Origin of the sequence: Paracoccus amoyensis, from assembly GCF_014490725.1 — a bacterium.
In the GTDB taxonomy this organism is placed as follows: Bacteria; Pseudomonadota; Alphaproteobacteria; order Rhodobacterales; family Rhodobacteraceae; genus Paracoccus; species Paracoccus amoyensis.
Window position 1 is genome coordinate 472,872 of record NZ_JACOQL010000001.1, and the last position, 12,785, is coordinate 485,656.

At 58.5% G+C, this 12,785-nt stretch carries 15 protein-coding genes; 13 read left to right on the forward strand and 2 right to left on the reverse strand.

Annotated elements, in window-relative coordinates; translation table 11 throughout:
* Positions 1–84 precede the first annotated feature (84 nt).
* From H4P12_RS02480 to H4P12_RS02490, 3 genes are read left to right on the forward strand one after another with little or no spacing between them, the layout of a single operon-like run.
* Positions 85–1,161 carry a PhoH family protein gene (locus H4P12_RS02480; protein ID WP_187792010.1) on the forward strand — a complete coding sequence of 359 codons (1,077 nt, stop codon included), beginning with the start codon at positions 85–87 and terminating at the stop codon, positions 1,159–1,161.
* Positions 1,154–1,651, forward strand: a complete 498-nt coding sequence (ybeY, locus tag H4P12_RS02485; protein WP_223115702.1) for an rRNA maturation RNase YbeY — start codon at positions 1,154–1,156, stop codon at positions 1,649–1,651. The genes H4P12_RS02480 and ybeY overlap by 8 nt, the downstream gene beginning before the upstream one ends.
* Positions 1,648–2,589, forward strand: coding sequence for a hemolysin family protein (locus tag H4P12_RS02490; protein ID WP_187792011.1), 942 nt, complete (start codon positions 1,648–1,650; stop codon positions 2,587–2,589). Before ybeY ends, H4P12_RS02490 begins: the two co-directional genes overlap by 4 nt.
* Positions 2,590–2,638: 49 nt before the next feature.
* Here H4P12_RS02490 and H4P12_RS02495 read toward each other — a convergent pair whose 3' ends face one another.
* Together H4P12_RS02495 and H4P12_RS02500 are read right to left on the reverse strand one after the other, a co-directional pair.
* Positions 2,639–3,583, reverse strand: coding sequence for an alpha/beta fold hydrolase (locus tag H4P12_RS02495; protein WP_246448805.1), 945 nt, complete (start codon positions 3,581–3,583; stop codon positions 2,639–2,641).
* A gap of 19 nt (positions 3,584–3,602) precedes the next feature.
* Positions 3,603–3,887 (reverse strand): SCP2 sterol-binding domain-containing protein, encoded by a 285-nt coding sequence (locus H4P12_RS02500; protein WP_187792012.1) that lies wholly within the window; start codon positions 3,885–3,887, stop codon positions 3,603–3,605.
* A 162-nt stretch (positions 3,888–4,049) separates the two neighbouring features.
* Here H4P12_RS02500 and H4P12_RS02505 point away from each other — a divergent pair, with 162 nt between their 5' ends.
* The 10 genes from H4P12_RS02505 (at position 4,050) to H4P12_RS02550 (ending at position 12,785) form a co-directional block, all read left to right on the forward strand.
* On the forward strand, positions 4,050–4,553 hold the full coding sequence (locus H4P12_RS02505) for a tetratricopeptide repeat protein (RefSeq protein ID WP_187792013.1): 504 nt from the start codon (positions 4,050–4,052) through the stop codon (positions 4,551–4,553).
* Between the two features lie 3 nt (positions 4,554–4,556).
* Entirely contained in the window at positions 4,557–7,448 is a 2,892-nt protein-coding gene (locus H4P12_RS02510; RefSeq protein ID WP_246448807.1) for a helicase-related protein, read from the forward strand.
* A gap of 49 nt (positions 7,449–7,497) precedes the next feature.
* Positions 7,498–7,860, forward strand: coding sequence for a nuclear transport factor 2 family protein (locus tag H4P12_RS02515; protein ID WP_246448896.1), 363 nt, complete (start codon positions 7,498–7,500; stop codon positions 7,858–7,860).
* On the forward strand, positions 7,857–8,174 hold the full coding sequence (locus H4P12_RS02520) for an RNA-binding S4 domain-containing protein (protein WP_246448808.1): 318 nt from the start codon (positions 7,857–7,859) through the stop codon (positions 8,172–8,174). The genes H4P12_RS02515 and H4P12_RS02520 overlap by 4 nt, the downstream gene beginning before the upstream one ends.
* Positions 8,175–8,341: 167 nt before the next feature.
* On the forward strand, positions 8,342–8,680 hold the full coding sequence (gene fdxA / locus H4P12_RS02525; RefSeq protein ID WP_187792016.1) for a ferredoxin FdxA: 339 nt from the start codon (positions 8,342–8,344) through the stop codon (positions 8,678–8,680).
* Positions 8,681–9,031: 351 nt separating this feature from the next.
* Positions 9,032–9,541, forward strand: coding sequence for a CarD family transcriptional regulator (locus tag H4P12_RS02530; protein ID WP_187792017.1), 510 nt, complete (start codon positions 9,032–9,034; stop codon positions 9,539–9,541).
* 136 nt (positions 9,542–9,677) lie between these two features.
* Complete coding sequence (locus H4P12_RS02535) at positions 9,678–10,259, forward strand: ester cyclase (protein WP_187792018.1); 582 nt, start codon at positions 9,678–9,680, stop codon at positions 10,257–10,259.
* 93 nt (positions 10,260–10,352) lie between these two features.
* On the forward strand, positions 10,353–11,270 hold the full coding sequence (locus tag H4P12_RS02540) for a manganese-dependent inorganic pyrophosphatase (protein ID WP_187792019.1): 918 nt from the start codon (positions 10,353–10,355) through the stop codon (positions 11,268–11,270).
* Positions 11,270–12,139 (forward strand): TIGR01459 family HAD-type hydrolase, encoded by an 870-nt coding sequence (locus H4P12_RS02545; protein ID WP_187792020.1) that lies wholly within the window; start codon positions 11,270–11,272, stop codon positions 12,137–12,139. The genes H4P12_RS02540 and H4P12_RS02545 overlap by 1 nt, the downstream gene beginning before the upstream one ends.
* A 202-nt stretch (positions 12,140–12,341) precedes the next feature.
* Positions 12,342–12,785 (forward strand): MaoC family dehydratase, encoded by a 444-nt coding sequence (locus tag H4P12_RS02550; protein ID WP_187792021.1) that lies wholly within the window; start codon positions 12,342–12,344, stop codon positions 12,783–12,785.

The following is a 12,785-nucleotide window of genomic DNA, read 5'->3' on the forward strand; positions in this document are numbered from 1 at the left end:
TCGGCACATTCTGCGACGCATGACCTTGTGCGAATCCCCTTGGATCGCCACCATGGAATGTAGACGCCTTAGTTGGAGAAGAATTTGGGCCTTACGCCTACGTCATCTGTTTCGACCCCGTCCGCCGAAACCTTGCTGGAATTTCCCGACAATCGGTTGCTGATCGATCTGTGCGGTGCAAATGACCGCCACCTTGCAAGGATTGAAGAAGCCCTTAACGTTCATATCCTGCGACGCGGCAACCAACTGGCGGTTGTCGGCTCGGCCGAGGCGCAGTCCGAAGCCGCGCTGATCCTGCGCGGACTTTATGCGCGGCTGGAACAGGGGCGCCCTGTCGAAATGGCCGAGGTTGATGCGGCGCTGCGCATGGGCGTGGATTCCGGCGATGAAATCACCCCCGCGGACCAGATCGAAATGTTTGGCGCGGGCAATTACGAACTTCGCACCCGCAAGAAATCGGTCGAGCCACGCACCGATGCCCAGAAAGCCTATGTCCGGTCGCTGTTCGAAAACGAACTGGCCTTTGGCATCGGTCCGGCTGGCACCGGCAAGACCTATCTGGCGGTTGCAGTTGGCGTGACAATGCTGATCGGTGGCCATGTCGACAAGATCATCCTGTCGCGCCCCGCCGTCGAGGCGGGCGAGCGTCTGGGCTTTCTGCCCGGCGACATGAAGGAAAAAGTCGATCCCTATATGCAGCCCCTTTATGACGCGCTGAACGATTTTCTGCCCGGAAAGCAGATGCAGAAGTTGATGGAAGAAAAGCGGATCGAGATCGCTCCGCTGGCCTTCATGCGCGGGCGCACTCTGGCCAATGCCTTCGTCGTTCTGGACGAGGCGCAGAACGCCACCACCATGCAGATGAAGATGTTCCTGACCCGCCTGGGCGAAGGATCGCGCATGGTCATTACCGGCGACCGCACGCAGATCGACCTGCCGCGCGGGATGCAGTCCGGCCTTGTCGATGCCGAACGCATCCTTGATGGCGTCAAGGGGATCAGCTTCAGCTATTTCACCGCCAAGGATGTTGTCCGTCACCCGCTTGTCGCGCGCATCATCGAAGCGTATGACGCCGAGGATGTCGCGGCGTTGGCCCGTGGCGAAACACAGGAGCACCGTGGCGGTTATATCCCGCGACGTGACAAACGCAGCGATGCCTGACGAGATATCCACTGATTGCGTCATCGAGGATGACCGATGGGACGAACTGGGCCTTGAAGACTTGGCGCAGCGGGCCGTTGCCGCTGCGCTAAGCTGGCATCGGATTGGCGGCGAGGTTGTTGTTCTGGGCTGCGACGACGCCCGCATCGCGGCGCTGAACGCCGATTTCCGGGGCAAGCCGCGCGCCACGAATGTGCTGTCATGGCCCTCGGTCGAACATTTGCCGCATGAACCGGGTGCGATGCCGGATCTTCCTGATGAGGAAGAGTTGGGCGATATCGCCATCGCCTATGAAACCTGTCTGGCCGAGGCATTGGCACAACAAAAGCCGGTCGCCGATCACGTGACCCATTTGCTGGTTCATGCTACCCTGCATTTGCTGGGCTATGATCATTTGAATGATCCTGACGCTGAAACCATGGAAGCGGCCGAGCGTTCAATCCTTGCCCAGTTGAATATTCCTGATCCCTATATTGAGAAGGTCCGATGAGTTCCGAACCCCGATTACCTGTTCCATCCCTTGGTGACGCCGCCGCATCTGCGGCTGATGGCGTCGGAGGGGATGGCCGTGATCTGCCCAGCTCTCGCAGTTTTTTCGGGCGCTTTTTCGATGCGTTGACAGGGGCCGAAGACGATCCGTCGCATGATGAAAGCAAGCCGCAGACCGGTTCGACCCCCAGCATTATCAACCTGCGCCGGATGCGCGTCGATGATGTGGCGGTTCCGAAGGCAGAAATGATCGCAGCGCCGGACGATATTGCGCTGAACGATCTGGTGGAACTGTTCCGGGAACATGGATTTTCGCGCATTCCCGTCTATCACGAAACCCTGGACCATCCGTTAGGGATGATCCATCTGAAAGATCTTGCGCTGAAGCATGGGTTTGGCGCCAAGGGGCCGTTCGATCTGCTCTCGATGCTGCGCGAAGTTCTTTATGTTCCGCCGTCCATGTATATCGGCGTGCTGTTGCAGCAGATGCAGCAGCGCCGTATCCATATGGCGCTGGTCATTGATGAATATGGCGGGGTCGATGGTCTGGTCACGATTGAAGACCTGATCGAACAGGTTATCGGCGAGATTGAAGATGAGCATGATGAGGCCGAAGGCACCATGTGTCTCGCCGAAAAGCCCGGTCAGTGGCTTGTGCAGGCGCGAATGCCGCTGGACGAGATCGAGGCAAAGACCGGCTTCAAGCTGGACAATGTCGAGGATGAAGAGGACGTTGACACGCTTGGCGGTCTGGTCGTCGTTCTTGCCGGTCGTGTCCCGCAGCGGGGTGAGGTGATCACGAACGACGCGGGTATCCAGTTCGAAGTCGTCGAGGCCGACCCGCGCCGGATAAAGCGTGTCCGTATGCGCCTGCCGGCCGATCTGGTCGCCGCGACGCAGAGCCAGACAAAAGAGGTTGTGAAGCCGCACGACAGCTGACTTTTGCGAACAGCTTGGCAGGTGAGGCACCGGCCAGAACCGACTTCATTTATGATGTATGGTTTTTCGCAAAATGCGCGACTGCGGCATCAAGAAATGTCGCGCGGCGTTCGGGGGTGCACATCATCACCTCGTGCCGCGCGCCGTCGATTTCCAGCAATTCGGCCCCTGACCAGCGCGAAACGCGGTCGCGGATCGCAGCGGCGGAGACGACCTTTTCCTGACTGCCCAGCGACACCAGCGCGGGCACATTGGGCGAATCCAGTTGCGACAGGCGGGCGCATTCGTTCAGCGCTTCGCGGACCCAGTTATAGCTTGCGCCACCAACTGTCATGTCGGGCCAGGCGGCAGCCTCGCGCAGCATTCGGCACCATTGGTCAGCGTCTTCGGTCAAAAGGTTCGCGCTGAAGGATTCGTCCAGCGCATAGGTGCCGCCGCCACGATAGACTTGGCGCCCACCACGACCCATGCGACCGGCCAGATAGGCCAGGCCAATCGCTACGCCATGCGGCATCTGCCGAAGGTTGATCCCCCACATTGGCGCCGAAAAGACGGCGGATTGCACCTCCAGGCCGGCATGCAGGCCGGCAAGGGTAATGCAGCCGCCCATGGAATGGGCCAGCCAATGCCACGGCCGCGGCAGGTTCAGTTCCGTCGCCGCGATAACCAGTTCGACCAGATCGTTTTGATAATCGGCAAAGCTGTGGATGTGACCGGGCAGGGGATCATCCTGCAGGCGGGTGGAAAGCCCCTGACCACGCCAGTCGATCGAGATCACCTCATAACCATGGGTGGTCAGATGATCGGCGGTTTCGGCATATTTTTCGATGTATTCGGTGCGTCCGGGGCATAGAAGAACAGTGCCGCGCGGATCGCCCTGGGCCGCCCAATGTGCCACGCGGATGCGCAGGTCATCTTCGGTCTGGACCCAATAAGCATTCGCCGGGCGAAGCGGATCGCCCGGCAATTGACGAAAGGGGGCGGGTTGCATCATCGACGCTGCCCCCAAGGCATCAGGACAGGGCCTGACCCAATTGCATCGCGACGGGCATCGAGCCGTCCAGTTTCAGCTTGCCGGTCATGAACGCGGTTGCGGGGTTCACGCTGCCGTTCAGGATTGCCTCGAATGTTTCGCGGTTGGCCGTCAGGGTAACGTCCGCCTCTTCGTCGCCGGCGCGAACGCCATTTTCGTCGATCATGATGGCACCTTCGCCTTCGATCACGAATTTCGCGGTCGACCCGAAGCTATCAATCTTTTGGCCCAGCTTCTCGACTGCGGCGTTCACAACATCGCTCATTTCATTCCTCTCATCGTGGTATGACTGGCATTGGGCCAGCGGGGTAGTTACATTGACGATATGCCCACTTGCGCCATCAATTTCCAGTATTTCGTGACGGAACCCTTTCACAGAGTTCTGACGATTTTGCACATATTCGCAACGCTTTTCCTTTTGTCCGGAATGTCCTCCACTCTCTCGGCGCAGGAACGCCCGGATATGGACGCGCTGTTCCAGCAACTTGCGAAACCAGAGGGTGAGGGGTGGCGGATCGCCGAATCGGATATCCTGCGGGAATGGTCGAAGTCCGGCTCTGCTTCCATGGATTTGCTGTTGCAGCGCGGGCAAGCGGCGCTGGATGAAGGCGAAATCGAAGTCGCCATCGGCCATCTGACGGCGCTGACGGATCATGCCCCTGAATTTGCAGAAGGATTTCAGACCCGTGCGGCGGCTTATGCCACTGCTGGCCAATTCGGACCTGCACTTGCGGATCTTGCGAAAGCCCTGCAACTTGAACCGCGCCACTTCGCGGCGCTGACACAACTGGGCGCCATGCTGGAGGAAAGCGGCGATACCGAACGGGCACTGGCCGCCTATCGGGCAAGCTTGAAAATTCATCCGCATCAGCAAGAGGCGATTGACGGTGTGGAGCGTCTGGAACGTCTGCAATCGGGCACCGAAATTTAACACATGACACTTCATGAACGTGGCCGGGTGACGGCCGTCCTTGGACCCACGAACACGGGCAAGACGCATTACGCGATTGAACGGATGCTGGCGCATCGCACGGGCGTAATCGGTCTGCCGCTGCGTTTGCTGGCGCGCGAGGTCTATGACCGCATCGTCAAGGCGCGTGGTCCGTCGGTCGTGGCACTGGTCACGGGCGAGGAACGAATTGTTCCGGAACGTGTGCAATACTGGGTGGCCACCACCGAAGCCATGCCCGATATCGCCGCCGATTTCGTGGCGATTGATGAGATCCAGCTATGTGCCGACCCGGAACGTGGCCATGTCTTTACCGACCGACTGCTGCATATGCGTGGACTGCATGAAACGCTTTTTCTGGGCAGCGACACCATGCGGCCTGCGATTGCCGCCCTTGTGCCGGATGTGCAGTTTCAACGCCGCGAACGCTTTTCCTCATTGACTTGGGCCGGGTCGAAAAAGCTGAGCCGGATGCCCGCGCGTTCGGCCATCGTCGGGTTCAGCGTCGATGACGTTTATGCCATGGCCGAACTGATCCGCCGCCAGAAGGGCGGTTGTGCGGTTGTCATGGGGGCGCTGTCGCCGCGAACGCGAAATGCCCAGGTCGAGATGTATCAGGCCGGAGAGGTCGATTATCTGGTGGCCACCGATGCCATCGGAATGGGGCTAAACCTTGACATCAAGCACGTGGCCTTCAGCGCGACCCATAAATTCGATGGCCGCCGGGTCCGTCCCCTGTTCCCGCATGAATTGGGCCAGATTGCCGGACGGGCAGGGCGGCATACCGAATCCGGCACATTTGGCGTCACGGGTGAGGCTGAAATTCTGGACGAAGGTCTGATCGACGCCATCGAAAACCATCGTTTCGCGCCGATCCAGCGGTTGACATGGCGCAATGACCGGCTGGAATTCGGCACGATGGACCGTCTGGTGCAAAGCCTTGAGGCGCCGTCGGGGCACGAGTTGCTGGGCCGGGGGCGCGAGGCTGACGATCTGCACGCGCTGAAGGTGCTGCGCGAGATGCCCGAAATTCGCGACCGCGTTCAGGGCGGCAAGGATGTCCGACTGTTGTGGGATGTGTGCAGGGTGCCTGATTTCCGGGGAATTTCACCTGTTGAGCATACAACCTTGCTGGCGCGGATCTTTGGATTTCTGCAAGATGGCGGCATCCCGTCGGAATGGCTTGCCCGCGCGGTCAGGCGGATTGATCGGTCGCATGGCGATATCGACGCCATCTCGAAACGGCTGGCCTATATCCGCACTTGGACTTATGTCGCGCAAAGGAATGGCTGGGTTGACGACGAAAGTCATTGGCGCGGCGAAACTCGCGCTGTAGAAGACCGACTGTCAGATGCCCTGCATGCGGCATTGACGCAAAGATTTGTGGACCGGCGCACATCCGTGCTGTTGCGGCGGCTCAAGCAGAAGGAGAGCCTTGTGGCTGAAGTGAACGACAAGGGCGAAGTGACGGTCGAGGGCGAGTTTGCCGGTCGTCTCGAGGGCTTCCGTTTCCGTCCCGATCAGACGGCGACTGCGGATGAAGCAAAGATGCTGAACCGCGCCAGCTATGAGGCGCTGCGCCCCGAGTTCAATCTGCGGGCTGACCGCTTCTACAACTCGCCCGATACCGAGCTTGATTTTACCGAGCAGGGCGGCCTGATGTGGGGCAATGCCGCTGTCGGCAAGCTGGTCAAGGGTGCCGATGCGCTGCATCCCGCCGTGCAGGTCTTTGTCGATGAAGAAGCCGGGACCGACATTGCGGACAAGGTGCGCCGTCGCCTGCAGCACTTCATCGACCGCAAGGTCGCCGCATTGTTCGAGCCGCTGATCACCTTGCAAAAGGACGAGGCGCTGACCGGTCTGGCCCGCGGCTTTGCCTTCCGTCTGGTCGAGGCGCTTGGCGTCCTGTCGCGTGAAGGCGTGGCCAGTGAAGTCAAGGATCTGGATCAGGAATCCCGCGGCGCACTGCGCAAACACGGCGTTCGGTTCGGTCAGTTCACGATCTTCATGCCCGCGCTGCTGAAGCCCGCTCCGACGCGCTTGCGTCTGGTTTTGTGGTCGCTGAACGAAAATCTGGACGAATTCCCCGAAAGCCCGCCGCCGGGTCTGGTGACGATTCCGCATATCCCGGGAGTGCCGGATGGATATTACACGCTGTCGGGCTATCGCCCGGCGGGCGAGCGTGCGATCCGCATCGACATGCTGGAACGTCTGGCCGATCTGCTGCGCGCCCAGGATACGCGCGGTGGATTTGAGGCCAATCCCGACATGCTGTCGATCACCGGCATGACGCTGGAGCAGTTTTCGGGTCTGATGCAGGGGCTTGGTTATGCCGCCGAAAAGGGTGAGCGGGCCAAGATCAAGGCGGCTGATACCCCGGTGGCGGAAGCCGCGCCGGAGGTCGAGGCGTCGGCTAACCCGATGACCGAGGAAGAAAGCGTTCTGGCCGCCGAAACCCGCGCCAAATGGGAGGCCGAGCAGGCCGAGAAGCGCCGCGCCCAGGCGGAAGCCGCCGGAGAGGCCGCAACTGACGCCGAAGCCGAGGTGGAAGCGCCGGAGCAGGAAATGGAAGTGTTCTACACCTTCCGCTGGGCGCCGAAACCGCGCGCCAACCGCCGTCCTCCGCAGGGCGAGGGGCAAGGCCAAGGCCGTCGCAATGCCGGCGGTCAGGGCCAGCGCCGTGAAAACCGCGGCGAGCGTGGCGAAGGCGGTGGCAAGCCCGACCGTGAAGGCGGCAAGCCGCAGCGCGGCAAAGGCGGCAAAAAGGGCGGCAAGCCTGCGCATCAGGGGCCAAAGACCTATTCGTCCCGCCCCGAGAAGAAGGCCGATCCTGACAGCCCGTTCGCGATCCTCGCGGCGCTTAAGGACAAAAAATAAAAGCCTCATGATCGTTTCAGGTCAATTGGTCCGGGAATTCTGGCACGCGATGAATGGCAACGACTGGACAGCCGTTGCCATTCGGTTTTTGTCTGAAGACTTTACCAGCCATTGGCCTCAGACCGAAGAAGTGATCGAGGGGCCTGCGCAATTTGCGCAGGTGAACGGGGCTTTTCCGGGGCAGGGAGGCTGGCGGTTTCAGGTCATCAGCCTTGTCGCCCAAGAAGATCAGATCGTAACCGATACGCGGATCGTTCAGGATGCGCTTGCAATAGTTGCGCGTGCGATCACTTTCCATCATGTCAGAAATGGTCTTATCCATCATCAGACAGAATTCTGGCCTGATCCTTATCCTGTCCCTGAATGGCGGCGCGGCATGCTGAAAACGGATACAAAGCAGGCATTCTTTTGAAATCCGAAAGTCCCAAAGATGGCGTTCAGGCGTCGCCGGAACAGCGTCTGGACAAATGGCTGTTTTTCGCGCGGCTGTTCAAATCGCGCGGATTGGCGGCCGAGCGGATCGAAGGCGGGGGCATCCGATTGAACGGACAGCCCTGCCGCAAGCCGGGGAAATCGGTCAGGGTCGGGGATGAGTTGGTGATTTCGGCTTTTGGCCGGGTGCGGGCTGTGCGTATCCGCGATCTTGGCACACGGCGCGGACCGGCCACGGAAGCACAGGAACTGTTTGAGGATATTGACGAAGGTCACGCCGAAGCGCCCGTTTGAGGGGCGCTCAGGCGATCAGGACTGAAATTCGTCGGGTCGATTATTCTGACGAACGCATGTTCGGGCAGCGCGTTTCTGTTCGAAAATGCGGTCTTTTCAGATAGGGTGGCCTTGATTGATTGCGTGGCCGGGCGTAACTACCGCACCGGATCAAGCTGGAGTGTGCCATGACCTACGTCGTCACCGATAATTGCATCATGTGCAAATATACCGACTGCGTCGAGGTCTGTCCGGTCGATTGCTTCTACGAGGGTGAGAATACCTTGGTAATCCATCCCGACGAATGCATTGACTGCGGTGTATGCGAACCCGAATGTCCGGCAGATGCCATCCGGCCCGATACCGAACCGGATATGGAAAAATGGGTCGAGTTCAATCGCAAATATTCGGAACAATGGCCTGTCATTACCCAGAAAAAAGACCCCATGCCCACTGCTGCCGAGATGGACGGCACGCCTGACAAGCTGGAGAAATATTTTTCGCCACTGCCGGGCGACGGCGATTAAGCATCCGCCGACCGAAGACTATGGGTTGAAGCCGTCAGAAAAATGTGGGCGATTCGTTTTTTGGATCGCATGCGATTTTCGTTATGCTTTTGATATAAGTGTAGAATAAACAGTTTTTTCGTCTGCTTCGCACCGCTTTTTTTAGGCGGATTTTTGTGTTATACAATCGTTATAAACGCGTTTGGTCGAAACCCTGTCAAATAACGGGTTTCGATTTTGTGCGGTAACGCTGTCACTCCCTACCCGCTGCCGGGCAAGGGCAAAAATTCATGGTTAAAACGGACCGAGGCGGTTTGCGCCGCTCGCGGTTCTTTGTGTCCTTGAAACAGGGCGCCACCTAGAGGAAGCCAGATGTCGAAATCCAAAAAGAACGAATTCCGTCCCGATGACTTTGTCGTTTATCCCGCCCATGGTGTTGGCCGGATCGTATCGATTGAAGAGCAGGAAGTAGCTGGGTTGCGGCTGGAAATGTTCGTCATCTCGTTCGAAAAGGACAAGATGACCCTTCGCGTGCCGACGGCGCGCGCAACCGAAATCGGGATGCGGGGCCTGTCAACGCCCGACCTGATCGACCGTGCGCTGGAGACGTTGAAAGGCAAGGCCCGCGTCAAGCGTGCCATGTGGTCGCGCCGCGCACAGGAATACGATCAAAAGATCAATTCCGGCGATCTGATGTCAATTGCCGAAGTGGTGCGCGACCTGCATCGCAATGATGACCAACGCGAACAATCCTATTCCGAGCGTCAGTTGTATGAAGCGGCGCTGGACCGTCTGACCCGCGAAGTTGCAGCGGTCAAAGGTCTGGATGAAGGCGCGGCCCAGAAAAGCCTGGAAGACGTGCTGACCTCGCGCGCTGCGTAAGTTTGTCTGAAACTGTTTTGAAGGGCGTTCCACAAAGGGCGCCCTTTTTCTATGCCTTGCTTTCATTTGAATAAGACCGCTTGTTTTCCATATGTCTGAATTTTTTAGGGACGGTTTCTGCACAGGGAGAGATGTTATGATTAACGGTTTTGGATCGACCTATGCGGCACGGGCCGTGCTGGGCGCCTTGATTGCCGCCCTGCCGATTGTGGCCCATGCGCAGGAATGGCCCGGAAGCAAGGCTGGCGAACCCCCGCCTCAGGTCGAGGGGATGCCCGAATTGCTGGCCCGGAATCTGGCCAATTTCGATGATCTGGATTTCAACGTCTATACCAAGCAGGATTGGGAAAACCTGCATAAAAGCCATGCGGAAGATATTCTGGTGCATTATCCCGATGGGCACACGACGACCGGCAATCCTGATCACATCAAGGAACTGGCCTTCATGTGGACTTTCGCGCCTGACAACCGGATTACCGAACATCCGGTGCGTTTTGGCACTGCGGATGGTGGTTGGACGGCGGTCATGGGCTATCTGGATGGCACATTTACCGAACCGATGGTCCTGCCTGACGGCACGACGATCGAACCCACCGGCAAAGCCTATCATTTGCCGATGGCCACCCTTGGCCGCTGGAACGCCGATGGCACGATGGCCGAGGAATATCTGTTCTGGGATAACGCAACGCTGATGCAACAGATCGGCGTCGGGCAATAGGGGGGTGATCGGGGGCGTGACAGGCTTTGTGGACAAGGAAGGGGGACGGCCCTATAAGTCCCGCGACTTATAAATCCCCACAAAGGTTCATCCATGATCAAGGTTTTCGGCCATACCGCCCCCGACACCGACTCGACCGGCTCGCCCATCATCTGGGCCTGGTTTCTGAATGATATTCGCAAAACCCCGGCACAGGCGGTGCTGCAGGGTGAACCGAACACCGAGGCGGCATGGATGCTGACCCGCTGGAATCTCGACAAACCGGAAATCATCGCCGATGTCGCCGCGGGCGATCAATGCGTGATCGTCGATACCAACAATCCGGGCGAACTGCCGGCCAGCATCAACGATGCCGACGTGATCGAGATCATCGACCACCATATGCTGGCTGGCGGCATCAAAACCCGTTCGCCCATCAATATCACCATCCGCCCGTTGGCCTGCACGGCAACGATCATGCATGATCTGATTGGCGATGACATGGCGCGCATGCCGGAAAACATCAAAGGCGCAATGCTGACCTGCATCCTGTCCGATACGTTGGAATTTCGCAGCCCGACCACGACCGCACATGATCGCGCGATTGCCGAGAAGCTGGCCGCAGAGCTTGGCGTCAACGTCACTGATTACGCAGCCGAAATGTTCGCGGCAAAATCCGACGTCAGCGCATTCTCGGACGAGGCCCTGCTGCGCATGGACAGCAAGGAATACGAGTTGAACGGCAAGCAATTGCGTGTGTCGGTTCTGGAAACCACCGCACCGCAGGTTCTGCTGGATCGCAAGGACGCGCTGGTTGCTGCAATGCCGGTCGTCGCGGCCGCTGACGGCGCCGATCAGGTTCTGCTGTTCGTCGTCGATATTCTGAATGAGCAAGCCACCTTGCTGGTGCCGAACGACTATGTGAAGCAAATCGCCGAGAAAAGCTTTGGCGTCGCTGTGAGCGGTGACACTGTGGTTCTGCCCGGCGTGATGAGCCGCAAGAAACAGATCATCCCGGTTCTGGCGGTCTGATGACACGGGTCATTTCATCGCTGTCGCAGATCTCGCTGAATTATGATGCGGTGTTTTGTGACCTTTGGGGCTGCCTGCATAATGGCAAGGTGCCTTATCCGGCGGCTATCAAAGCCCTGCAGGACTATCGTCGTGCAGGTGGGCGCGTGGTGCTGATGACCAACGCGCCGCGTCCCAACCAATATATTATCGCGCAATTGGACCGCATGGGCGTTCCACGCGATGCCTGGGATCTGGTGGTCAGTTCGGGCGACGCTGCGCAGGATGCGATGTTCGCAGGGGCTGTCGGCCGGAAGGTCTGGCATATCGGCACCGAAAAGGATGACGGGTTCTTTTCCGATATCCCGTCAGAATGGAACGACGCGCCAGAGGTGATCCGTGTTCCGCTGGAGCAGGCTGATGGTATTGTTGCGACCGGTCCCTTTGATGAGCTGAATGAAGCGCCCGAGGATTATCGCATGCGCTTCAAGCAGGCACTCGATCGCGGCTTGAAGCTGCTTTGCGCCAACCCGGATGTGGTCGTCGACATGGGCGAAACGCGCATCTACTGCGCCGGCGCACTGGCCGAGTTCTATGAGGAGATGGGCGGCAAGTCGCTGTATTTCGGCAAGCCGCATCCGCCGATCTATGAACGTGCCCGACAATTGCTGAACCTGCCTGCCAATGCCCGTTATCTGGCGATTGGCGACGGGATCAACACCGATGTGCGTGGCGCCCAGCAAGAGGGGATCGATTGCCTGTTCGTGACGGGCGGTCTGGCAGCCGAGAATTTCGGCAATGATGTCGAAAACCCCGATGCAGAGATGCTTCAGGAATGGCTGACCATCCACATGATGAACCCGGAATACAGTATCGGCCGTTTGCGCTGATCCCTGCATCCGCACGTCTTGAGAAGCCCGTGTCCGTGACGCGGGCTTTTTCATTCTGGGTGGGAAGATTTCACCGAGAAAATTTCATCGAGAAACAAGATAACAATAATGGTATAATTTTGGTTATATAGTTGCTTCTCGGATTTTATGCTGCTATGCAGCATTCCCATGGTCAGCCAAGGTAAACACAATGGGGCGCGACATGCTGGACAATCTGCCACGCGGCACAATCGTCATCGAAGATCTGGAAATCGGCATGATGCGCTATCTGCAAAAGCAGATCACCGATGAGGATATCGAAGGTTTCGCCAAGATTTCGACGGATCATAACCCGGTGCATCTTGACGATAGCTATGCCCAGGATACGATTTTTGAAGGGCGGATTGCGCATGGCATGCTGACGGCTGGTCTGGTTTCGGCTGTGATCGGGGAACAGCTGCCGGGGCATGGCACAGTCTATCTGTCGCAGACGTTGAAATTCATGGCGCCCGTTCGTCCCGGCGATATGGTCCGTGCGGAAGTGAGGGTTGAAGAAATCCATCACTCAAAACGGCGGGTCACGCTTGCAACCTGCTGTTACGTAGGTGATACGGTCGTTCTGAAAGGTGAGGCGGTTGTATTGGCGCCAAGCCGGAAGTTCGACTGA

Coding starts and splice junctions, on each gene's coding strand:
- ybeY (WP_223115702.1), top strand. CDS start 1,154: ATGCCTGACGAGATATCCACTGATTGCGTCATCGAGGATGACCGATGG.
- H4P12_RS02550 (WP_187792021.1), top strand. CDS start 12,342: ATGCTGGACAATCTGCCACGCGGCACAATCGTCATCGAAGATCTGGAA.
- H4P12_RS02490 (WP_187792011.1), top strand. CDS start 1,648: ATGAGTTCCGAACCCCGATTACCTGTTCCATCCCTTGGTGACGCCGCC.
- H4P12_RS02540 (WP_187792019.1), top strand. CDS start 10,353: ATGATCAAGGTTTTCGGCCATACCGCCCCCGACACCGACTCGACCGGC.
- H4P12_RS02505 (WP_187792013.1), top strand. CDS start 4,050: ATGTCCTCCACTCTCTCGGCGCAGGAACGCCCGGATATGGACGCGCTG.
- fdxA (WP_187792016.1), top strand. CDS start 8,342: ATGACCTACGTCGTCACCGATAATTGCATCATGTGCAAATATACCGAC.
- H4P12_RS02515 (WP_246448896.1), top strand. CDS start 7,498: ATGAATGGCAACGACTGGACAGCCGTTGCCATTCGGTTTTTGTCTGAA.
- H4P12_RS02530 (WP_187792017.1), top strand. CDS start 9,032: ATGTCGAAATCCAAAAAGAACGAATTCCGTCCCGATGACTTTGTCGTT.
- H4P12_RS02545 (WP_187792020.1), top strand. CDS start 11,270: ATGACACGGGTCATTTCATCGCTGTCGCAGATCTCGCTGAATTATGAT.
- H4P12_RS02535 (WP_187792018.1), top strand. CDS start 9,678: ATGATTAACGGTTTTGGATCGACCTATGCGGCACGGGCCGTGCTGGGC.
- H4P12_RS02500 (WP_187792012.1), bottom strand. CDS start 3,887: ATGAGCGATGTTGTGAACGCCGCAGTCGAGAAGCTGGGCCAAAAGATT.
- H4P12_RS02510 (WP_246448807.1), top strand. CDS start 4,557: ATGACACTTCATGAACGTGGCCGGGTGACGGCCGTCCTTGGACCCACG.
- H4P12_RS02495 (WP_246448805.1), bottom strand. CDS start 3,583: ATGATGCAACCCGCCCCCTTTCGTCAATTGCCGGGCGATCCGCTTCGC.